Source organism: Candidatus Pantoea multigeneris, assembly GCF_011752615.1.
In the GTDB taxonomy this organism is placed as follows: Bacteria; Pseudomonadota; Gammaproteobacteria; order Enterobacterales; family Enterobacteriaceae; genus Pantoea; species Pantoea multigeneris.
The window spans coordinates 83,931-105,139 of sequence record NZ_VWXF01000014.1 but is presented as its reverse complement, the minus strand read 5'-3'; the positions used below and the strand labels follow the sequence as shown (position 1 = coordinate 105,139).

The following is a 21,209-nucleotide window of genomic DNA, read 5'->3' as shown; positions in this document are numbered from 1 at the left end:
ACTTCCGCACATACTGCGAGACAGACAACAGCCCGACACCCACGGTAATAATAAGGAACTGATAATGAAGAAATTATTTACTTCTGGCACTTTGGCGTTAGCAATGGCGATCAGTGGTAGCGCTATCGCTGAAACCCGAGAGGCGGCTAAGGCCCCGACTATTCGTACACTAAGTAGCGCGCCTTCAACCACTGAACTGGTTAAAAACCAGACGGCGCTGATCTTAATCGACTTCCAAAATGAGTACTTCCCGGGTGGGAAAATGGTTATCCCGGACGGTGAAAAAGCGCTAAACAACGCGAAACGCCTGACGGAATATGCGCATAAAAACGGTATGCCCGTCTTCTTTGTACGCCACCTCGGCCCCGCCAATAGCCCGCTCTTTGCTGAAGGTAGCCGGTTCTCCGAATTCCACCGCAATTTGCAGCCCTCTACAGCAAAAGGCGACCGGATTATCACCAAAGCCACACCCAGCTCGTTTGTTGGCACCGACCTGCACTCACAGCTGGAATCATTGGGGATTAAACAGCTGATTGTTGCCGGGCTGATGACCCATATGTGTGTCTCAAGCACCGCGCGTGATGCGGTACCGCTCGGTTACAGCGTGATCATTCCAGAAGATGCCGCTGCCACACGTGACCTGGCAAGTTGGGATAATAGCGTGGTTGATCATCGCTCACTACATCGTGCTGCATTGACGGGTGTTGCCGACGTGTTTGCCGAGATTAAAACCACGCAACAGGTGATCGACATACCGTTAAAATAAGCGCTGCGCTCACAGATTCAGGCGTTGTGTAGCATCTATTGTTGCTACAGAAGAACAATCCGGCGGAGGGTTGCCGCCGGAGATAAAACCCGTAATATCGAAGGCAACAACACCGAATTATCTTACCCGAACCGGTTTCGGGGGTTTTAACAGAGGCCTAATCATGAGCAACAAAACAGTACAGTGGAACGGCGGCTTACAGCCAGAAGCGATCGAAATCCTGGCCAAAGAAGGCGGCATGATCGTCAGCCCAACCAAAGTTGGCTACATCATCATGACCTCTGATAAAGCCGGCCTGGAGCGTAAATTCGACGCTAAACAGCGTAACCGTAACAAGCCAGGCGTGGTTCTGTGCGGCTCAATGGAGCAGTTGAAAGAACTGGCTCAGCTGAACCCGGAAATCGAAGAACTGTATCAGCGCCACTGGGATGGCGATGTACTGTTGGGCTGCATCCTGCCATGGAAACAGGAAGCACTGGATCGCATCCCAACCGACGGCTCTAAAGAGCTGATGATGGATGGCCGTGAAACCAGCTGCTTCGTGATCAAGTTCGGTAAGCCGGGCGAGATTCTGGCGAAAGAGCTGTGGGAAAACCACGGTAAGTTCTCTTTCGCAAGCTCTGCTAACCCATCAGGCAAAGGCAACCGTGGCCTGGTTGAAGGTATCGGCGAGCGTATCGAAGAACACGCTGACCTGATCATTGCCGCGAACGACTACGTGAAGTCTATCCAGCCAAACGAAGACCAGAAAACCCGCTATGAGCAGGGCGTGATGGTTTCCATGGTAGACAGCACCGGTAAACTGGTGCCAGAGCAGAAAGGCGAGCGTAAAGTGTCACCTTGCCCGATTCTGATCCGTAAAGGTCTGGACGTAGACAAGATCATGTCTCACCTGTCGGACATCTTCCCTTCATGGGATTACCGTCACGGTGATTACTACTGATTTGCAGCGTGATGCTGTGAACCAAAAGCCTGCACATGTTGCGGGCTTTTTTGTGCCCGATTTACTTACGATCGGGCGTTAAGCGACGGTCGAACTGGAACGGAATGGGTTCTGCCTGCTGAACAATACGGTAAAAATCTGGGTGTTCTGGATTTAACAGGTAGTTATATTCAACGGGCGATAAAGCGCTGGGAACACGCAATGCGACCGAACTCCCGGAGAAACACCAGGCATCGCCATATGCTGCCAGTTCTGGCGGCGCTTCTTCATCTGCCCAGTTGTTCGGTAGCTCATCCATTGCAGCTATCTGAATTTGCTCATCAGGCACATCAATACGCAATAGCGTGAAGTACTCCAGCATTTGCGGAGCATGCAAATGTACCAGTGTCTCCAGCATGGTCAGGGATGCTGTTTCAGAAACATACACCATCGCGTTGCCCACATTGTTCCAGCGACCGCCCGCTTCTTTCGCGCCATACCCTGTCCAGGCGGTTGAAAGATATCGGCTCTTGGTAAGTCGGTAGAGAATCAAGAATAGACCCCGTGCTCCAGACGAGTAATCAGCTTCATGACTTCATAAGCGCCGGTTTCGGAGGCCATCAGCTCTGCGGGCACTTTCCAGCCCAGCGCCCTGTTTGGTTCATTCAGCCACTTTTTCGCCGCATCTTTATCCCCCTCGAACAGCTCTACCGCGCGATCGATAACGCGAACGATGCGGACTAAACGCTCACTTTGATCGCTGCTGAATCGTGCTTTCGCGCTACGGCTAAAGGTGGTGGAAGGAATGCCAGACATCTTACGCAGGTCGTTTTGCGTGATCTGTACCCAGTCAGCAATAAGGTTAGCAATCTTGCCATCAAGGCCTTCACTAATCTGCCCTAACAGGGCTACGCCATCAGAATTGTTTAAACCAGCCACCTGCCACAAGCGAGGCGGCCTGGCTGATGTGGTGGATAAACTAAAAGTTTTCATGATTAACCTCCATTTGGTTGTTTTAGTATAACCATATGGAGGTTAGTGTGCAAAGAACAGACAATTAAGGGCGTTGAGCCGCTACCTTACAGCCCCTGCGCACACGCCCAGGCTGAACTCCATGCCCACTGGAAGTTGTAGCCGCCCAGCCAGCCGGTGACATCCACCACTTCACCAATAAAGTGCAGCCCCGGAACGGACTTCGCTTCCATGGTCTTTGAAGAGAGCTGTGCGGTATCCACACCGCCTAACGTCACTTCCGCCGTGCGGTAGCCCTCGGTGCCGTTGGGTTGCACTGGCCAGTGGTGCAGCAGCGTCACTAACGCCGCCTGCTGCTTGCTGTTTAACTGCTTGAGGCTCACATCCGGCAACTGCTGGAGCAGTTGCAGAATTTCGACCAGCCGCTTTGGCAGAATCTTCGCCAGGCTGTTTTTCAGGCTGAGATTCGGATGGGCCGCACGCTGCACATTAATGAAGTCATCCAGTGAGGTTTCTGGCGAGAGATCGACATGCACAAACTCACCCGCCTGCCAGTAGCTGGAAATTTGCAGTACCGCCGGCCCAGAGAGACCACGATGCGTAAACAGCATCGCTTCTTTAAATAGCGTGCCATCCTGCGCGGTAATCGTGGTTGGCAATGCCACACCAGACAGCGCCTGTAGCTGCTCCAGCAGCGGCTTATGCAAGGTAAACGGCACCAGACCTGCGCGAGTAGGCAGTACCTCAAGGCCGAACTGCTGGGCTAACTGATAACCAAACGGCGAAGCACCTAATCCCGGCATAGAAAGCCCACCACTGGCGACCACCAGTTTTGCCGCCTGCACCGTCGTGCCATTCAGCGTCAGAGTGTAACCCGCTTCATCGCGCTCCACGCTGATAATCTCAGTGCGCAAACGCAGTGTGACCTGGCCTTTCTCACACTCAGCCAGCAACAGATCGACAATCTGCTGCGCCGAATCATCACAGAACAGCTGACCCAGCGTCTTCTCATGCCAGGCAATGCCATGACGATTGACCAGGTCGATAAAATCCCACTGGGTATAACGCGCCAGGGCAGATTTGCAGAAATGCGGGTTTTGCGACAAATAGGCCGCAGGTTCGGCATAGAGATTGGTGAAGTTACAGCGACCACCGCCCGACATCAGAATTTTACGCCCGGCTTTTTTACCGTTATCCAACAGCAGCACGCGCAAACCGCGTTGCCCGGCCTGAGCCGCACAAAACATCCCGGCGGCTCCAGCACCGATTACGATAACGTCAAATTTTTCCACGATGGTCACCTGTCAACTCTCAGAGGCGCAGATTGTAGTGAACGACTGGCGGCAAAGCTACCTTGGTGCGGGGTTATCCCCGATAAAAATGGGTGTTATTGCAGCGAAATGCCGTAAACCGGGCGATAAACCACGCGGATTGAGCAAGAGAGTCAAAAAAATGACGTAAATATGTCATATTGTAACACGCTCATTTTTAGGGATTTTTCCCATAACAAACCGCCGAAGTTACATAATTAAGTCAAAAAAGGGCTATATTTTCCTTTCCCATACAGCACGTTGTCGCGGATAATGCGCCGCGTTCATGTCCTCCAAAATGGCGTAACGCTTATGCTACATCTGTTTGCCGGGCTCGATGTCAGTACCGGCCTGTTATTAGTTTTAGCCCTGCTGTTCGTATTGTTTTATGAGGCAATCAACGGCTTCCACGACACTGCCAATGCGGTTGCTACGGTTATTTATACCCGTGCAATGCGGCCACAGCTCGCCGTGGCGATGGCGGGTATCTTCAACTTCTTCGGCGTCATGCTGGGTGGATTGAGCGTTGCATATGCAATTGTGCATATGTTGCCGACCGATCTCCTGCTGAATGTCGGTTCTGCACACGGTCTCGCCATGGTCTTCTCCATGCTGCTGGCGGCGATCATCTGGAACCTTGGCACCTGGTATTTGGGCCTGCCTGCTTCCAGCTCACACACACTTATTGGCGCCATCATTGGTATTGGGTTAACCAATGCACTGATGACGGGTACTTCCGTGGTGGATGCGTTAAATCTGCCTAAAGTGCTGAATATTTTCCTGTCCCTGATCCTTTCGCCGATTGTCGGCTTGGTGATTGCTGGCGCGTTGATTTTCCTGCTGCGTCGTTACTGGAGCAGCACCACCAAACGTTCACGCGTACACATGACACCTGCCGATCGCGAGAAAATTGACGGCAAGAAAAAGCCCCCGTTCTGGACACGTATCGCCCTGATTGTTTCTGCCATTGGCGTGAGCTATTCACATGGTGCGAATGACGGTCAGAAAGGCATTGGTTTGATCATGCTGGTCTTGATTGGCGTAGCGCCTGCCGGGTTCGTGGTCAATATGAATGCCTCCGGGTATGACATCACCCGCACGCGGGATGCTGTTAATCACCTGGAGCAGTATTATCAGCAGCATAGCCAGACGCTGACGGAAATCGTGGCGCAGGCTCCACCTGCCGTGCCAGCTCCGGTTGAAACCGTAGATGGCCCACAAGAGTTCCATTGCGATAGCGCACGTGCGCTGGTTGCGGTGCAACACGCTCAGGGCTTGCTGAACAACCTGCAAAGTTACGATCAGCTCAGCATCGAACAGCGTGGCCAGATGCGCCGTCTGCTGCTGTGTATTGCAGATACCGCAGACAAAGCGTCTAAACTGCCGGAAGTGAATGCCGACGACAAACGCTTCCTGAACAAGCTGAAAGGCGACCTGACCAGCACCATCGAGTACGCTCCGGTGTGGATTATTGTCGCTGTAGCGTTGGCGTTGGGCATCGGTACGATGATTGGCTGGCGTCGTGTGGCAACCACCATCGGTGAGAAGATTGGTAAAAAAGGCATGACCTATGCACAGGGTATGTCAGCGCAGGTGACTGCGGCCGTCTCCATTGGTATTGCCAGCTATACCGGTATGCCGGTCTCTACCACGCACATTCTCTCCTCTTCGGTGGCGGGAACCATGCTGGTAGACGGCGGTGGGCTGCAGAGCCGCACCATCAAGAATATCGCGATGGCATGGGTGTTTACCCTGCCGGTGTGTATTCTACTCTCAGGCTCGCTCTACTGGCTGGCACTGAAAGTGGTATAACCTCAAAGGGCGACGCAAGTCGCCCTTTTGCTTTCTGCCGTTTTAAGAAACAGCCCAAATTTACTTCCCTCCTTACTACGACTATATTTTTAGCAGTAGCGAAAAATATCCTGTCTGCTTTACATAATTCCTTAGCGCTACAGAACAACTTTGACGATTCACTTTTGACCTGAAAATTCATTAACTATCACGTCACTTTCACCGGTGAGGAGTGGTTTTTTCATGTCAAACGAGACGCGTTTTGTCCAGCATCGCCAGCCTGACCCTGCGAATAATTCGTCCGCTGATGCAGAGATGGATCTTGAATCTTTACGTCAGGCAGCCCTGATTCCGCTCTTCAGAGACCGAGGGGCAACAGCCATAGATCCTCCCTCAGGCTCAAACTCAGACTCACCCAATCTGGTAGACCAGTCGACCCCGCCAGCGATCGATGAAACGCCCAGAGTGATAAATCACCTGCTGCACAATACCTACAGCCAAATGGTGTCCAATATTCCTGGTCGAGTGATTAGCACGGTTTCGCATATGTTCGGCGTACCCTGATTCTACTTACAGGCCGCGCGTATTGCGGGCCAGCTCGCCTGGGATCTCTATGCAGCCTTTGCACGAAGTCCTGGCTGGGTGGGTGTTTTGTTGCAGTCACTCAACGCACTCGAACGTGCATACTCTTCAACTGCGCAAGCTGCATTATCGACGGCTACCGCGCAGGCGCTACTTCCCTATGTAGCAGAATTTATGCTGAGCTATCTGCCGACGACGATTGCAGAATCTGTCGCGATGATTGGGCGTGGGGCACAAGCTGGATTGGGCATGATGCCGGGGCTGGAAGGACCTGGATTTGTTTTCTTCACAGCGCTGCTAGCCGCATACTGCTATCGAAATCGCCGGTTGCCTGAACCTGCGTCGTTTATGGGCCGGATAATTATCAAGCTTCCCGGCTTTACCGACCTCGCAAATTCCGTGTTGAGTAAGCTAAGTCTCCTGGCTCCCCCTGGTATCAGCTTACGTAATATGTGGTTAGGCGGGGCCAATTCGACAGAGAGTTCAACGGATGAGTCAGTTGAACCTTCGTCTGCGACCCAATCAACAACTGAACCACTACCCACTTCAAATGCAACTATAACTTTAGCAATAGAAGAAATTACTCGAGATGAACACAGGAACATATTGCTTGAAGCGTCTGATGGCGTGACCCATAAACAGATAGCTAATGTTAACCGAACAGATAAATCGGTAATGACGCATGAGGAAAAATGGAATGAGCCAAATGATATTGCTCAAAAAAGATTAAACTTTTTTTATCATAACAAACAGTCCGCTAACAAAAACCCGCTACTGGATAACCCCCTGTCTTCTGGTAATAGAAAAAACAGCCTGGTAGGCTCCGGCGTAAACAACCTCTTCACAAACAGAATGAAAAAGGAGAAGCGTTATTATGGTCTTTACATTGAATTAATTGAAGATGCGCTTTTAGACAAAAAAAACAGCCATATAGCTGATGAGTCAAACTCTGAAGGGGTAGAAGGTAAATATTATGCCCGTTATACCACGTTCACTTCTGATTCAGAGGGTAAATACTTGCAAGGAGTACAAAGATTTGAAGAGGAAATAAATAAAGAACAATATGGAGATCATCATGCCGTGCTTTCATCAAACCTAAATGAGGAAGAGAAAATCGCCTATTTTAATAACAGACCAGTAGAAGACAAAAGGCTAAAGGCAGCACTTAGCACTATACTTAAAAATGCTGACAGACATGAAATTTCATCAATGGAATTATCATCACCACAGCGATCAGGCTCTGAAAGCAGGATACCTGACTCTGTTGAGAAAGAAAAACCCTCAGCAGGTATTGTTAATACAATCCTGACATCACTGCTAGCAATTAAATTTTCATCGTCTGAAAGCGTGATGGGTAAAATAATAGCGCCTTTTATTCTGATTGCAGGTAACGTTAATAACAAAATCGAAGGGAGACCAATTGAACCAGAGAGATTAAGCCTTCTTAAGGAAAATAGTCTCTCAGAAAGCATTAATTTACCACAGAAAGAACAAGTATCCAATGGGGATATTTTAATTATAAATAAAAAAGTCAGTAGAAAAGAGGCTATTGATAATGCATTTGAATATGAAAAGTATACCAAAGTAATATTTACGGATCTTAGGAAGATAGCACATAGCGCCAGCTATGCAGCATCTATAGATAACAACGTCGAGACTTTTTTATTCTTAGACATCCTTCACGAATCCCTTTCGTTAAAATTAAAGAATTATAAAATCGATCCTGATAAGAAAATTCACGTACCCGCCATAGAAAAAATAATAGAACAATTAAGAGCGAGGATTAATAATCATAGCTACAAAGCGGAAAGCTATAACACCAACCCCTTCAAGCCATTAAAGTATACAATGCAGCAAAGGGCTATCCTCGATGTTGCTATAGCTTATGCAACAAGTGAAATAAAAAAATCAGCAGATCAAAGTTATAACAACATGTTTGGCAGAGAATTAATGTCAGCATCAGTAGAATCTTCAGAAGAAGAAAGTGACAAATCGAACCGGGATAATATCATTGAGAAGATAAGTGAAATTCACGACGAAATAGATAACATTCTTTTTGAGCAAGATAGAGATAATGAAGGAAAAGCGGTCTCTATAAGCTCACTGCTTACCCAGGAAATTCCTCTTCAATCATTGCTTAAAGAAGTATCATCAAAAAATGAAGAAATAACACCACAATTGCTAAGAAGGGACTGGGATGTACATACATTTCCAGATGAAATAATTGATATTGAAAATCTCATAACAGCCATTGAAAAATGGCAATCTTCTTTCCTGGAAAACAGGAATAGCATATTAGATAATAATGTATATGAAGAAACTATATCTATAATTTCGAAAGAGATCCTGGATATAGTGAGCAACGATAAAATAGAGAAAACAAAATCACTAAACGCTATAAAATCACGAAACAGAAAAAAAATACGTGATCATCAAAAAGAACTTCTTGTAGCCTGGTTTCATGACGATAAATATGAAACATCCGATATTGAAGAAAAAATACGTAAAATACAGATCGAAAACTTATTTGTGAGTTTTGTAGAAAATAAAAACAAAGACTACAAAAAATTAATAACTAAAATAAACCTGAAGATGCTAACTCCAGATACAGGGGAATCAGAACTATGGAGTATTCAACAAGCAAAATATTTTGCTTTGAAATTTGAAAGAAAGAACACACCCTTTACACTTTCTCACGATGATGCAGTGAAAAAGTTTAACGAAATAACAAATAAGCCAAGCAATCGTGGGCAGGAACTTATGCAAACCTCTGCTATTGTTTGGTATTTAAGACGGCATAGCGAAAAGTTAAAACATTCAAAGAAATCACTAAAGAGAGGATTCATTGCTTTAAGTGCCGAAAAAGAATTTTACTCTGCTTTGAAAAAAATCAGTAACGAAAGAGAAGAAAAAAGTGAGTACTCAAGTATAAGTAATATCGCTAATAGCAACGTTTTCCTGGAACAGGATCCTAACGAAAATAGCTCCCCTATTAATAAAATGTTTGTACAAATATTAGATGCAATAACTGGCAAGACAACCAGGACTTATAATGTGAAGAAAGGGGATGAAACAATAACATATGAAGCAAAAGATGGAAAAACCGCTTTTTATGACCAATTTATCCGCTATAAAAAGGAGAGTTTAGGTAAAGAAAAGGAAGCGTTATCTGAACATGCATTTCATCGTTCATCCGTGACACTGCTTGAAAACAATAGTCCTGTTACAGAAAGCTACAGCTATAAAATTCAAATCCACAACCATCGAAATAAAGTGTTCAAATCAATATATGACAAACCTGATGGGTACATATCTTTTGCCAAGATAGAAAGTGGGAAATGGTTTGTTATCAGCACAGTTGGTATGAATATTTTGATTAAACCTTTACCAGGGCCTCCTCCTATAAAAGGAGATCAAGATTTTAATATGCATAAAAATTCTATATCCGCATTTATCGATGAATTATGGGATGATAAACCCATACATTCACCACAGGCGGGGGATAATTTTGAAAGCGCACAAGGAATGACTTACCATTATGAATATAAATTCAAATATGATACTAAAAAAAGAGATCACAGCACTCTTTCATCATTTACACAAAGAGAAGTGGAAAAACTACTGCTTGATATGGTCGAGGTCTATAAAAATACGTTGAGAGATACTGAATGGTGGGAATATATGAGCGCAATGCTCCCGGGCTTTGAACTCTTACAACGCCTGTCCCATGATGCGGACTATAGCCCTAAACTATCGGAATATGCTTTCGAAGTGTTAGAATTAGCCTTTATGCTTGCCAGTTTAGGAATTTCTGTAAGTTCACTAAGTAAAAAAGCAGTTATAGCAATTTCATCAGCATTCATGAAGGCAAAAGCTAAAGGGATTGCAGGAAAAGCATTAATTAAAATAGTTTTAACTGAAGCAGCTGCACAGATTAGAAAATTCGATTTATCCCTAGCAAAATTGATGGCTAGAATATCATTATATTATATTTCCCCACTACCCTTCCTTGATGATGCGGCCATATTTGGCGTAAGAAAAATAATGAAAAGCCCTAATAAAATGTTGCTTGGCAAAGCAATTAACCCTGCAAGTTTCCGTACCACAGGAAAAAAAATGTTGCGTGTAGAGAACGCCACACCAAACAACCAACCTGCCAAGGTGTTTGACCCTAAAAACTACCAAGGTGTGGACTTCACTAATCTCCCCCCTGCTGAAAGGAAAGCAAGATTACTGGAGGCTTATGACCCTTCGAGATCTCAATGGGATGGTGGACGTAACATTGATAGGGCACTGCCAGAAGCCAAAAAATTTGATCTTATGGAAGCAGAAAGTGAGCTTTTAGATACAACCAGAATTTTCGACGCCAATGGCGATGACACCTTAAAAGGAGGTATCGTCGCTCTAGGAAAGAAACATGCCCTACATCTCAATGATAACGATTTAATTGACGCCTATAAGGTATTAACCGATAACAATGATGACACACTGGATTTATTGAAAAATTTGAGAACAAAATATGAAAACTCACCTGATGAGGTGAAAAAATTTTTCATGGATGAATTTAGATTAAATGATGAAGATGCAACGTTGTGTGCAGATAATTTCTTTAACGCAATGGATAAAACTCAAGATGTGGTGGAATATACAAAAGCTGTTAATTTAGAAAATGTTTGGCTAAGCAACACCGATAATTACCAAGGTTTTACTGTTGGTGGTGACCCGATGAAGCGGATTATGATCAACTATAAAAGCTTAAACGATGGAAAAATGAAAAGAACAATGCTGCATGAGTCTAGTCATCATGGAGCCAGAACCGGAGATTATTTTTACCATGCCGATGTCACTCCTGGCACGGGCTATAGTGATATTCCAGGCAGTATACGAAAGTCATTACACAAGGGTTTAGCCGGAGATGACATTGGTGTGGCATTATTTAAGCGCACGGAAGATCCATCGCAGGCGAAATATCTCAATTCAATAGAAAATGAATTAGGCCCTGACGTGATTACACGTAATGGAGAAACAGTAATCCTTAATACGGAGGCTTTCGACGCAGAGATGGCAAAACAGCTAGGAATTAAGAATAACAAACAACTACCTTTTGACGAAAGAATGGCTGCTGAAAATAGATTGCGAGCTGTTCGAGACACAATGGCAGATGTCTTAACTGATGGAGAACAATCTGTGAGCTTTATCTTAAAAAGTAACGCAGACACCTTGGCCTTTACTGTTCAAGCCATGGCGCAGAGATTTTTCCCTAGCCATAATATCATTAAGAGAAGTATAGGCGTCCCACAAGACCAGAACAGTGATAAAAGCATGATGCATCTATGGATCTATTTGTCAGCCAGACTGGCGAAAAAACAATGATTATTGGCAGGCCATTTACATGGCCTGCTTTTTTAATGCCAAATCACCAATCCCACCAAACTCACCACCACTAACCCGCACAGTGAACTGGTCAGAATAAACTGCCCGCGCACCCGCTGGCAGCGGCGGATGAACTCATCGTCGTGGTGATCAAGATAACGCCGCGCCCAGATGTAGCGCACCAGCCGTACCTGCTTGCTGGGTTGACCGTGCGAAGTGAAAAATCCTGCGCCATCCACGTACTGGTACAGCAACGGATCGCAGCCGCGCAGCACCGCCAGCAGCGCTCGCAACGAAGAGAAATACCGCGCCATATTTACCAGACAAACCACACACAATGCCCAAAAGAGCGCGATAGTGCTGATCATGTTTACCTCCCGGCTGCGCTGTGCTCATCGCCAGACATCAGTGTTGTCGTTGTTGTTGTTGTGACCTGGCCCGGCCAGAAACCCTGCCAGCTATTTTTAGTGTAGGAGAAACGAGAAAATTTTTTCCAGCGATGTTTAGCGTTTCACACAACAGGAGCGCGACCTTTTTTGATCTACCTCACAGGCAAGCTGGGTTCTACAGGATTTTTAACACAACGGTCTATAATCAAGGTATAACAATAAGCTGCCGTTACCTGAGGCAACGCCCTGATGGCACAGCTTTATAACGGATGGCACCATCATTGACACGGCAGGCGCGTGGGTTGCCATCATGAATCTCGAGGAAGGAGTAATATCATGGCTTATAAACACATCCTGATTGCAGTCGATCTCTCTCCGGAAAGCCAGCTGTTGGTAGACAAGGCAGTTTCTCTGGCACGCCCTTACGATGCCAAAATTTCGTTGATTCACGTAGACGTAAACTATTCCGATCTCTACACCGGCCTGATTGACGTCAACTTAGGTGACATGCAAAAACGCATCTCCGAAGAGACACACACCGCGCTGAAGAGCCTCTCTGCCAATGCCGGCTATCCGGTGACGGAAACCCTGAGCGGCAGTGGTGATCTTGGTCAGGTGCTGGTTGATGCCATCAAAAAATATGAAGTGGATTTGGTCGTGTGCGGTCACCATCAGGACTTCTGGAGCAAGCTGATGTCCTCTGCACGCCAGCTGATCAATACCGTGCACATCGACATGTTGATTGTGCCGCTGCGCGACGAAGAAGACGAATAAAGAACCGGGCGGCGTAAAAGCCGCCCGTTTTATTTACGCCAGCGGCGGATAGATATCAAACCGATGACTTTTAGTCGTTACCGCATCCTGCGTGACCACGCCGGCTAACGGCTCTGCATAATCAGGCCGCTTCACCACAATGCGTTTTTTCGCCAGCCTGCGTGCCGGTTCCAGCAGCGCATCAGCATCATCATCAGCCCCTACCAGCGACTGAAACACACGCATCTCTTTCTTCACTAACGCACTTTTCTGCTTGTGCGGATACATCGGATCGAGATAAACCACGTCCGGCTGCGGTGTAATTTCGCTCAACGCCACCTGGCTGGCAACATGCAGCAGCGTCAACCGCTCGCGCAGCCAGCCGCCGATCTCAGCATCCTGATATCCACGCTGTAAGCCATCGTCCAGTAGCGCAGCCACCACCGGATGGCGTTCCAGCATGCGTACCCGGCAACCTAATGCCGCCAGTACAAATGCATCGCGTCCGAGTCCTGCGGTCGCATCCACCACATCCGGCAGATAACCGCCTTTGATGCCCACGGCTTTTGCTACTGCCTCACCACGACCACCGCCGAAGCGGCGACGGTGCGCCATCGCGCCAGAAACGAAGTCGACAAAGATCCCGCCGAGCTTCGGTTCATCTCGCTTGCGCAGTTCCAGATGCGTAGCGGTCAGCACCAGCGCCATCGGGTGAGTTTCATCCTGCTCTAAGCCCCAGCGCTGTGCTAAAGCCAATAAGGCACCGTCTCCGGTGCCTGTTTCATCAACTAAACCAATTTTCACGCGGACGCTTCTTCCCGGATACCGTAGTGATCCAGCATCGCATCCAGCTGTGGTTCACGGCCACGGAAGCGTTTGAACAGTTCCATTGGCGCTTCAGAACCGCCACGCGTCAGAATGTTGTCGAGGAAAGACTGACCGGTTTCGCGGTTGAAAATCCCCTCTTCTTCAAAGCGTGAGTAAGCATCCGCGGCCAACACGTCGGCCCACAGGTAGCTGTAGTAACCGGCGGCGTAGCCACCCGCAAACACGTGGCTGAAGGCGTGCGGGAAGCGACCCCACGACGGGCTTGGCACCACAGCCACCAGGCTTTTCACTTCACGCAGCGTTTCGAGGATTTGCGCCCCTTTCTCTGGGTTGAATTCGGTGTGCAGACGGAAATCAAACAGGCCGAACTCCAGCTGACGCAGGATAAACAGCGCCGCCTGGTAGTTTTTCGCCGCCAGCATTTTATCCAGCATCTCTTTTGGCAGAGGCTCGCCGGTTTCGTAGTGGCCAGAAATAAACGCCAGCGCTTCCGGCTCCCAGCACCAGTTTTCCATAAACTGGCTTGGCAGTTCGACGGCATCCCACGGTACACCGCTGATACCAGAAACCCCAGCCGCTTCGATACGCGTCAGCATATGATGCAAGCCGTGGCCGAATTCGTGGAACAGCGTGGTCACTTCATCATGGGTGAACAGCGCTGGCTTGCCCTGCACGGGACGGTTGAAGTTACAGGTGAGGTAGGCCACCGGTTTTTGCAGTGAACCATCTGCTTTGCGCATCTGACCCACGCAGTCATCCATCCATGCCCCGCCACGTTTGTGTTCGCGCGCGTACAGGTCAAGGTAGAAGCTGCCGCGCAGCTCACCGCTTTCGTCAAACAGATCGAAGAAGCGCACATCTGGATGGTAGACATCCACATCTTTACGCTCTTGCGCAGTGATGCCGTAAATGCGTTTTACTACTTCAAACAAACCGCTGACGGCACGCGCTTCCGGGAAGTACGGGCGCAGCTGCTCATCGCTGATGGTATACAGGTGCTGTTTCTGTTTTTCGCCGTAGTAAGTCAGGTCCCACGGCTGCAACTCCGTAGCACCAAACTCTTTTTCGGCAAAAGCACGCAGGCGAGCCAGCTCTTTTTCACCCTGCGGACGTGCGCGGGTCGCCAGGTCATTGAGGAAGTCCAGCACCTGCTGTGGGTTTTCCGCCATTTTGGTGGCTAAAGATTTGTGGGCGAAGGAGTCGAAGCCCAGCAGCTGAGCCAACTCGTGACGCAGTGCCAGCTCCTCTTCCATGATCGGGCCGTTGTCCCATTTACCGGCATTCGGGCCTTGATCTGAAGCGCGGGTAGAATACGCGCGGTACAGCTCTTCACGCAGTGCTGCGTTATCGCAGTAGGTCATGACCGGCAGGTAGCTTGGGATATCCAGCGTCAGCAGCCAGCCCTGTTGCTCTTTGGCTTCCGCCTGGGCTTTCGCTGCCGCCAGTGCGCTTTCCGGCAGGCCAGACAGCTCACTTTCATTAGTGATCAGCTTGCTCCAGCCCATGGTCGCATCCAGCACGTTGTTGCTGTAGGCCGAGCCTAATTCCGACAAACGTGCAGCAATTTCACCGTAGCGCTGTTGCTTCTCTTTGCTCAGACCGATACCGGAAAGCTCGAAGTCGCGCAGTGCGTTATCAACGGCTTTCTTCTGGGCGATATCCAGCCCGGCATACTGCTCGCCCTCTTTCAGGTCACGATAGGCCTGATACAGCCCTTCATGCTGGCCAACCCAGGTGCTGTACTCAGACAGCAGCGGCAGCGTCTGCTCGTAGGCTTCACGCAGTTCCGGGCTGTTTTTAACGGAATTCAGGTGGCTTACCGGAGAGAAAACGCGACCCAGATGGTCGTCCACTTCCGCCAGCGGCTGAACCAGGTTATCCCAGCTGTACGGTGCGCCCTGCGCAACCACTTTTTCTACCTCAGCACGGCACTGCGCCAGTAACTCAGTGACCGCAGGGACGACATGTTCAGGTTTGATGGCAGAGAAAGGTGGCAGGGTAAAAGGCGTGAGTAACGGATTGGTCATAGCGCTGTCCTTGTATCGAAGTATGGGGCGCGGGGTCCGCGCAACGCAATTCCACTAACATGCGGCTAAGTGTAGTGAAAATCAATGGCAGCAGGGGATGAGAGGCGCGCCAACGGGCGGAAAAACGCTTCTTTACAGTCTGTTTGCTAAACTCCGCCCTTCAAACAAAGGGATACTGAGCAGGCCATCGCTGCTGCCACTCGCCGCTGGAGATTACCCCGCATCTGTACGCCATCCCTGATATAATCCTCCGCCACAATCGGTTCTCATGCTTTTTCCTGCCATATCGCGGTGCGATAGCCTGTGGGGTAATCCGTGGGGTAATTTTTGTGCAAAAATTGACTCAACATCAATTAAATTACTTTATATTCAACAGGATAAGACAGAATGCTTAGTTATCGCCACAGCTTTCACGCTGGCAACCACGCCGATGTGCTGAAACACACCGTTCAGAGCCTGATTATTGAATCGCTGAAAGAGAAAGAGAAACCGTTCTTCTATCTCGATACCCATGCGGGCGCGGGTCGCTATCAGCTGAGCGGCGAACACGCCGAACGTACCGGAGAGTATCTCGAAGGGATTGGTCGTATCTGGCAGCAGCCGGACGCACCTGAGCTGCTGGCACCGTGGCTTTCCGCAGTGAAATCGCTGAACCACAGCGGTAACCTGCGCTACTACCCAGGCTCACCGCTGATTGCCCGTCACCTGCTGCGTGAAGACGACAAGCTGCAGCTGACTGAACTGCACTCCAGCGACTATCCGCTGCTGCGCAATGAATTCAGTAAAGATGCGCGCGCACGCGTAGAGCGTGCTGATGGCTATCAGCAGCTGAAATCAAAACTGCCACCGCCATCGCGCCGTGGTCTGATCCTGATTGACCCGCCGTACGAAATGAAAAGCGACTATCAGGCCGTGGTTAAAGGGATTCAGGAAGGCTACAAACGCTTCAACACCGGCATTTTCGCACTGTGGTATCCGGTTGTGATGCGCCAGCAGATCAAACATATGCTGCGCGATCTGGAAGCTACCGGCATCCGTCGCATCCTGCAAATCGAGCTGGCGGTTCGCCCAGACAGCGATCAGCGCGGTATGACTGCCTCCGGCATGATTGTGATCAACCCACCGTGGAAGCTCGAGCAGCAAATGCGTGACCTGCTGCCGTGGCTGCACAAGACTTTGGTGCCAAACGGCAACGGCCACACCAAAGTAGAGTGGATTGTGCCAGAGTAAGACCTGACCTGCGGCGTGGATAGCGTGGTGCATCAAGGCAGTTGTTTATTTAAACAGCAGCACTATAATTGTAGCAACGTTACTACAATTGTGGGGATGACAATGCCAATCACAACCTACTCCAGTCGCAGCTTTAATCAGGCGGTCTCTTCCGCCAAAAAAGCCTGTGAAGAAGGCCCGGTCTACATCACCGATCGCGGTAAACCTGCACACGTCTTGTTAACCTACGAGGCGTATAAAAAACTGACGGATACCCGCAGAAACATCCAGGATTCGCTGGTTTATCCGGAGGCGGCTGAGATTGCTTTTGAGCCTGGTGGCATAGACATTGAATTCAGGGATATCGACTTTTCATGAGATATCTTCTTGATACCAATGCCGTCTCTGAACTGCGGAAGGCGCGCACCGCCAGAATCAATCTCAATTTCTCTCGCTGGACAGAAACCGTGGATGCCGGAGATCTGTTTCTGTCCGCCATTACCCTGCTCGAAATTGAACGCGGTATTCTGCTGCTTAAACGACGCGATCCGCTCCAGGCTGCCCATCTTCGCAAGTGGTTCGAAAATCTGCTGTTAGTCGAGTTCCACGACCGTATTTTACCCGTCGATAAAATGGCTGCGCTGTATTGCGCGAAGCTACATGTGCCAGATCAACGCTCTGCGAATGATGCCCTGATTGCTGCCACCGCCTTCTGTAACGATATGGTTGTGGTCACCAGGAACACCAAAGATTTCGAGGGATTAGGGGTTACGCTGCTTAACCCGTGGCTTGATCCCGAAGCCGAAACACCAGCATAACCGGGAGCCTGTGCTCCCGGTTTTTCAAAACTCAAACACGGCAAAATCCTGCGCCAGTTCTGTGGCGGGAAACACCGCCTGGCACTCGGCCAACAGACGTTCTTTATCTTTCGCGATATAGCGTGAGCTGAAATGGGTCGCAATCAAGCGCTTCACCCCTGCCTGTTGAGCAACGCGTGCCGCCTGAACGGTGGTGGAGTGCCCGCGTCCGTTGGCTTTCTCCTCCATTGCCGCTTCCAGCGTGGTTTCATGCACCATCAGATCCGCGCCCGCCGCCATGGAGAGCGCCGCGTCACAGGGCGCAGTATCACCAAACAGCGCCAGTACTTTGCCTTTCGTGGAAGGTCCAAGGTAGTCCGCACCGTTGATCACCCGCCCGTCTGGCAGCGTCACGGTTTTGCCCGCTTTTAAATCCTGGAACCACACGCCACGCGGTACGCCTTCTGCCTTCAGCCGTGCCGCATCCAGAAAGCCCGGCTTGTCATATTGCTCAACCCGATAGCCATAGCACTCCACCACATGGTTCATCGGCCAGGCAGTTACGCGGAACTCGCCGTCATCCACAATCAATCCGGCTTCAATCTCGACGATCTCAAACGGAAAGGTGACAAATGAGCTGCTCAGCGTCAGGGCGGTTTCAATAAAGGCGCGAATGCCTTTTGGCCCATACACGGTTAACGGCTCCGGGATCGAGGCCATCGAACGGCTGGTGAGCAAGCCCGGCAGACCAAAGATATGGTCACCGTGCAGGTGGGTAATAAAGATCTTCTGTAGCCGGCCTGGCTTGAGCGCGCTGCGCATAAACTGATGCTGGGTGGCTTCACCACAGTCAAACATCCAGCTATCACCCCGTTCGTTGCGGGTCAGCGCGATGGCGGTTACGTTACGTTGCAGGCTTGGCGCCCCTGCGCCAGTGCCGAGAAATGTCAGTTGCATGCTATGCTTCCCTTTTAGCGGAATGTAAATTTAAACCTCTTCCAGCTATAGGTGCAATCTTTGTGCTGGCCGCTGCGGCGGCGTTACACTCTGTTCCACTCCCTCTATTAACTGAACGGACACACCATGACCCGACATTACGATTACCTCGCCATCGGCGGCGGCAGTGGCGGCATTGCTTCAATTAACCGTGCGGCGATGTATGGCCAGAAATGCGCCCTGATTGAAGCGAAAGAGCTGGGCGGCACCTGCGTTAACGTTGGCTGTGTGCCGAAAAAAGTGATGTGGCACGCGGCGCAGATTGCCGAAGCTATCCACCTGTATGGCCCGGATTATGGCTTTGATACCACCGTAAATCATTTTGACTGGCAGCGTCTGGTGGCCAATCGTAGCGCCTATATTGACCGCATCCACACCTCTTACGACAACGTACTGGGCAAGAACAAGGTGGATGTCATTAAAGGCTTTGCCCGCTTTGTGGATGCACATTCGGTTGAGGTTAACGGTGAAATTATTACCGCGAATCACATTCTGATCGCCACCGGTGGCCGCCCGGTCCAGCCCGATCTGCCTGGGGCAGAATTCGGCATTGATTCCGATGGCTTCTTCGAGCTGGATGCACTGCCAAAACGTGTGGCCGTCGTCGGCGCAGGTTATATCGCCGTCGAACTGGCTGGCGTCGTTAACGCGCTAGGCGCAGAAACGCACCTGTATGTCCGTAAACATGCGCCGCTGCGCAGCTTCGATCCCCTGCTGAGTGAAACGCTGGTTGAGGTGATGAACACCGAAGGCCCGACCCTGCACACCCATGCCACGCCAAAAGCCGTGGTGAAGAATGCAGATGGCAGCCTGACCCTACAACTGGAAAATGGCGATGAACAAACGGTAGATTGCCTGGTATGGGCGATTGGTCGTGAACCCGCCACCGACAATCTGAACATTGCCGCCGCAGGCGTAGCGATCAATGACAAAGGCTACATTCAGGTAGATAAGTTCCAGAATACCAACGTGTCTGGCGTGTATGCCGTGGGGGATAACACCGGTGCCGTTGAATTAACGCCGGTTGCCGTTGCCGCAGGCCGCCGTCTCTCTGAGCGCCTGTTTAACAACAAGCCAGATGAACACCTCGACTACAGCAATGTCGCCACCGTGGTCTTCAGCCACCCGCCGATTGGCACCGTAGGCTTAACCGAGCCCGAAGCGCGTGAGCAGTATGGCGACGACCAGGTGAAAGTGTATAAATCGGCCTTTACTGCGATGTATACCGCCGTGACCCAGCACCGCCAGCCGTGTCGCATGAAGCTGGTGTGCGTTGGCCCGGAAGAGAAGATTGTCGGTATTCACGGCATTGGCTACGGCATGGATGAGATGCTGCAAGGCTTTGCGGTGGCGTTAAAAATGGGCGCGACGAAAAAAGACTTCGATAACACCGTGGCGATCCACCCCACCGGTGCGGAAGAGTTTGTGACCATGCGCTAAGCCCTCTCTCACACTTTGTGTCCTGCAAAACTGGCTCAACCGGGCCAGTTTTTTTCTCTCAATAGTGCTATTCGCCCTCCACCAAAATGGCGGTTAAAGCGGAAATCCTGCCTGCATCTGCTCCAGCAAAAAGGCCACCAGCAGGCGGATTTTGGGTAACTGCTGCCGGTCGGCAAAGGTGAGAATATGCACCGGCATGGCGGGTGGCGTGCAGTCCGGGAGTAGCACTCTCAGCTTCCCTGCCTGAACGTCCTCAGCCAGCAGGACTTCCGGCTGCATAATAATCCCCAACCCCTTCAATGCAGCCTGGCGTAAAGCCTCGCCATTATTGATTGCCATGACCAGATTCACCGGCACTTTAACCGCCCGACCGTGCTGTTCAAATCCCCATTCATGGCCCGCACTGGGATGGGCAAACCCCAGGCAACGATGCTGCTGCAATTCATGGGGTGAGGCCGGAACACCGGCACGCTCCAGATAAGCCGGCGACGCGCACACCAACGAGCGATACACCGGCAATGGCCGTGCGACCAGCGAGTTCATCTGCTCCAGAGGGCCGATATGAATGCGCACATCAATGCCTTCATCCGCCATATCCAGCGCCCGGTCACTCAGCACTAAATCCACCGTAACCTCGGGCCACTGCGCCAGGAACTGTGCCAGCAGGGGCGTGAGTACGTGTACGCCTAAGGAAACCGGACAAGCCACTTTAAGGTGACCCCGCGCTGACTGTTGCAGGCTCAACGCCGCTGACTCTGCATCATCAATATCCGCCAGAATTTGGCGACAACGTTGATAATACTCCTGACCAAATGCCGTCAGGCTTTGGCGGCGCGTGGTGCGATTGAGCAAACGCGTGCCGAGATGCTGCTCCAGCCCCTTAATATGCAAACCTATCATCGTTCCACTCAGGCGCAGTGTTTCTGCCGCCGCCGTAAAACTGCCCTGCTCGACCACCCGGACGAACACGCTCATGCTCTGTAATTTATCCATGATTACCTAGTGTGGCTTGTAGATGATGCAAACAAAACGGCGTTTATCCATTCAGCGTTTT

17 protein-coding genes are annotated in these 21,209 nt (G+C 50.0%); 9 read left to right on the top strand and 8 right to left on the bottom strand.

All coding sequences use genetic code 11. The features are described 5' to 3' along the window. Window positions 1-64: 64 nt before the first annotated feature. Complete coding sequence (locus F3J40_RS22690) at window positions 65-766, top strand: cysteine hydrolase family protein (RefSeq protein ID WP_167018270.1); 702 nt, start codon at window positions 65-67, stop codon at window positions 764-766. A gap of 163 nt (window positions 767-929) precedes the next feature. Further along, window positions 930-1,709 carry an L-threonylcarbamoyladenylate synthase gene (locus F3J40_RS22685; protein ID WP_017349836.1) on the top strand — a complete coding sequence of 260 codons (780 nt, stop codon included), beginning with the start codon at window positions 930-932 and terminating at the stop codon, window positions 1,707-1,709. A 61-nt stretch (window positions 1,710-1,770) separates the two neighbouring features. On the opposite strand, the gene F3J40_RS22680 is transcribed toward F3J40_RS22685, so the two are convergent. From F3J40_RS22680 to F3J40_RS22670, 3 genes are all read right to left on the bottom strand, one after another. Continuing rightward, on the bottom strand, window positions 1,771-2,241 hold the full coding sequence (locus tag F3J40_RS22680; protein ID WP_167018268.1) for an RES family NAD+ phosphorylase: 471 nt from the start codon (window positions 2,239-2,241) through the stop codon (window positions 1,771-1,773). Further along, window positions 2,238-2,681 carry an Xre family toxin-antitoxin system antitoxin gene (locus F3J40_RS22675; protein WP_167018266.1) on the bottom strand — a complete coding sequence of 148 codons (444 nt, stop codon included), beginning with the start codon at window positions 2,679-2,681 and terminating at the stop codon, window positions 2,238-2,240. The genes F3J40_RS22680 and F3J40_RS22675 overlap by 4 nt, the downstream gene beginning before the upstream one ends. Before the next feature lie 86 nt (window positions 2,682-2,767). Further along, window positions 2,768-3,952 carry a BaiN/RdsA family NAD(P)/FAD-dependent oxidoreductase gene (locus F3J40_RS22670; protein WP_167018264.1) on the bottom strand — a complete coding sequence of 395 codons (1,185 nt, stop codon included), beginning with the start codon at window positions 3,950-3,952 and terminating at the stop codon, window positions 2,768-2,770. A gap of 330 nt (window positions 3,953-4,282) precedes the next feature. Between F3J40_RS22670 and pitA the strand changes: the two genes are divergently transcribed. Both pitA and F3J40_RS22660 read left to right on the top strand, forming a co-directional pair. Next, window positions 4,283-5,782, top strand: coding sequence for an inorganic phosphate transporter PitA (pitA, locus tag F3J40_RS22665; protein WP_167018262.1), 1,500 nt, complete (start codon window positions 4,283-4,285; stop codon window positions 5,780-5,782). Window positions 5,783-6,412: 630 nt separating this feature from the next. Continuing rightward, a complete protein-coding gene (locus F3J40_RS22660) occupies window positions 6,413-11,716 on the top strand; it encodes a hypothetical protein (RefSeq protein WP_167018260.1) in 5,304 nt (1,767 codons plus the stop codon). A gap of 32 nt (window positions 11,717-11,748) precedes the next feature. Here the strand turns inward: F3J40_RS22660 and uspB are convergent, their stop codons facing one another. Further along, the gene (gene uspB / locus F3J40_RS22655; RefSeq protein WP_167018258.1) at window positions 11,749-12,084 is read right to left on the bottom strand and encodes a universal stress protein UspB; all 336 of its coding nucleotides are present in this window, start codon (window positions 12,082-12,084) and stop codon (window positions 11,749-11,751) included. A 357-nt stretch (window positions 12,085-12,441) separates the two neighbouring features. Between uspB and uspA the strand changes: the two genes are divergently transcribed. Beyond that, window positions 12,442-12,879 carry a universal stress protein UspA gene (gene uspA / locus F3J40_RS22650; protein WP_167018256.1) on the top strand — a complete coding sequence of 146 codons (438 nt, stop codon included), beginning with the start codon at window positions 12,442-12,444 and terminating at the stop codon, window positions 12,877-12,879. A gap of 33 nt (window positions 12,880-12,912) precedes the next feature. Here uspA and rsmJ read toward each other — a convergent pair whose 3' ends face one another. Both rsmJ and prlC read right to left on the bottom strand, forming a co-directional pair. Next, a complete protein-coding gene (gene rsmJ, locus F3J40_RS22645) occupies window positions 12,913-13,662 on the bottom strand; it encodes a 16S rRNA (guanine(1516)-N(2))-methyltransferase RsmJ (RefSeq protein WP_017349842.1) in 750 nt (249 codons plus the stop codon). After that, window positions 13,659-15,713 (bottom strand): oligopeptidase A, encoded by a 2,055-nt coding sequence (prlC, locus tag F3J40_RS22640; RefSeq protein WP_167018254.1) that lies wholly within the window; start codon window positions 15,711-15,713, stop codon window positions 13,659-13,661. Before prlC ends, rsmJ begins: the two co-directional genes overlap by 4 nt. Window positions 15,714-16,100: 387 nt before the next feature. Between prlC and F3J40_RS22635 the strand changes: the two genes are divergently transcribed. The 3 genes from F3J40_RS22635 (at window position 16,101) to F3J40_RS22625 (ending at window position 17,740) form a co-directional block, all read left to right on the top strand. Continuing rightward, window positions 16,101-16,943, top strand: coding sequence for a 23S rRNA (adenine(2030)-N(6))-methyltransferase RlmJ (locus F3J40_RS22635; protein ID WP_167018252.1), 843 nt, complete (start codon window positions 16,101-16,103; stop codon window positions 16,941-16,943). Between the two features lie 102 nt (window positions 16,944-17,045). Continuing rightward, complete coding sequence (locus tag F3J40_RS22630) at window positions 17,046-17,300, top strand: type II toxin-antitoxin system prevent-host-death family antitoxin (protein WP_167018250.1); 255 nt, start codon at window positions 17,046-17,048, stop codon at window positions 17,298-17,300. Continuing rightward, the gene (locus F3J40_RS22625; RefSeq protein WP_167018248.1) at window positions 17,297-17,740 is read left to right on the top strand and encodes a type II toxin-antitoxin system VapC family toxin; all 444 of its coding nucleotides are present in this window, start codon (window positions 17,297-17,299) and stop codon (window positions 17,738-17,740) included. The genes F3J40_RS22630 and F3J40_RS22625 overlap by 4 nt, the downstream gene beginning before the upstream one ends. Before the next feature lie 24 nt (window positions 17,741-17,764). Here F3J40_RS22625 and rnz read toward each other — a convergent pair whose 3' ends face one another. Then, window positions 17,765-18,676, bottom strand: coding sequence for a ribonuclease Z (gene rnz, locus F3J40_RS22620; RefSeq protein WP_167018246.1), 912 nt, complete (start codon window positions 18,674-18,676; stop codon window positions 17,765-17,767). Window positions 18,677-18,802: 126 nt separating this feature from the next. On the opposite strand from rnz, the gene gorA reads away from it, so the two are divergent. Next, window positions 18,803-20,155 carry a glutathione-disulfide reductase gene (gorA, locus tag F3J40_RS22615; RefSeq protein WP_167018244.1) on the top strand — a complete coding sequence of 451 codons (1,353 nt, stop codon included), beginning with the start codon at window positions 18,803-18,805 and terminating at the stop codon, window positions 20,153-20,155. Between the two features lie 93 nt (window positions 20,156-20,248). Here gorA and F3J40_RS22610 read toward each other — a convergent pair whose 3' ends face one another. Beyond that, window positions 20,249-21,148 (bottom strand): LysR substrate-binding domain-containing protein, encoded by a 900-nt coding sequence (locus tag F3J40_RS22610; RefSeq protein WP_167018242.1) that lies wholly within the window; start codon window positions 21,146-21,148, stop codon window positions 20,249-20,251. Window positions 21,149-21,209: the final 61 nt, after the last annotated feature.

Coding starts and splice junctions, on each gene's coding strand:
- gorA (WP_167018244.1), top strand. CDS start 18,803: ATGACCCGACATTACGATTACCTCGCCATCGGCGGCGGCAGTGGCGGC.
- F3J40_RS22610 (WP_167018242.1), bottom strand. CDS start 21,148: ATGGATAAATTACAGAGCATGAGCGTGTTCGTCCGGGTGGTCGAGCAG.
- F3J40_RS22675 (WP_167018266.1), bottom strand. CDS start 2,681: ATGAAAACTTTTAGTTTATCCACCACATCAGCCAGGCCGCCTCGCTTG.
- uspB (WP_167018258.1), bottom strand. CDS start 12,084: ATGATCAGCACTATCGCGCTCTTTTGGGCATTGTGTGTGGTTTGTCTG.
- uspA (WP_167018256.1), top strand. CDS start 12,442: ATGGCTTATAAACACATCCTGATTGCAGTCGATCTCTCTCCGGAAAGC.
- F3J40_RS22685 (WP_017349836.1), top strand. CDS start 930: ATGAGCAACAAAACAGTACAGTGGAACGGCGGCTTACAGCCAGAAGCG.
- prlC (WP_167018254.1), bottom strand. CDS start 15,713: ATGACCAATCCGTTACTCACGCCTTTTACCCTGCCACCTTTCTCTGCC.
- F3J40_RS22690 (WP_167018270.1), top strand. CDS start 65: ATGAAGAAATTATTTACTTCTGGCACTTTGGCGTTAGCAATGGCGATC.
- pitA (WP_167018262.1), top strand. CDS start 4,283: ATGCTACATCTGTTTGCCGGGCTCGATGTCAGTACCGGCCTGTTATTA.
- F3J40_RS22630 (WP_167018250.1), top strand. CDS start 17,046: ATGCCAATCACAACCTACTCCAGTCGCAGCTTTAATCAGGCGGTCTCT.
- F3J40_RS22635 (WP_167018252.1), top strand. CDS start 16,101: ATGCTTAGTTATCGCCACAGCTTTCACGCTGGCAACCACGCCGATGTG.
- rnz (WP_167018246.1), bottom strand. CDS start 18,676: ATGCAACTGACATTTCTCGGCACTGGCGCAGGGGCGCCAAGCCTGCAA.
- F3J40_RS22625 (WP_167018248.1), top strand. CDS start 17,297: ATGAGATATCTTCTTGATACCAATGCCGTCTCTGAACTGCGGAAGGCG.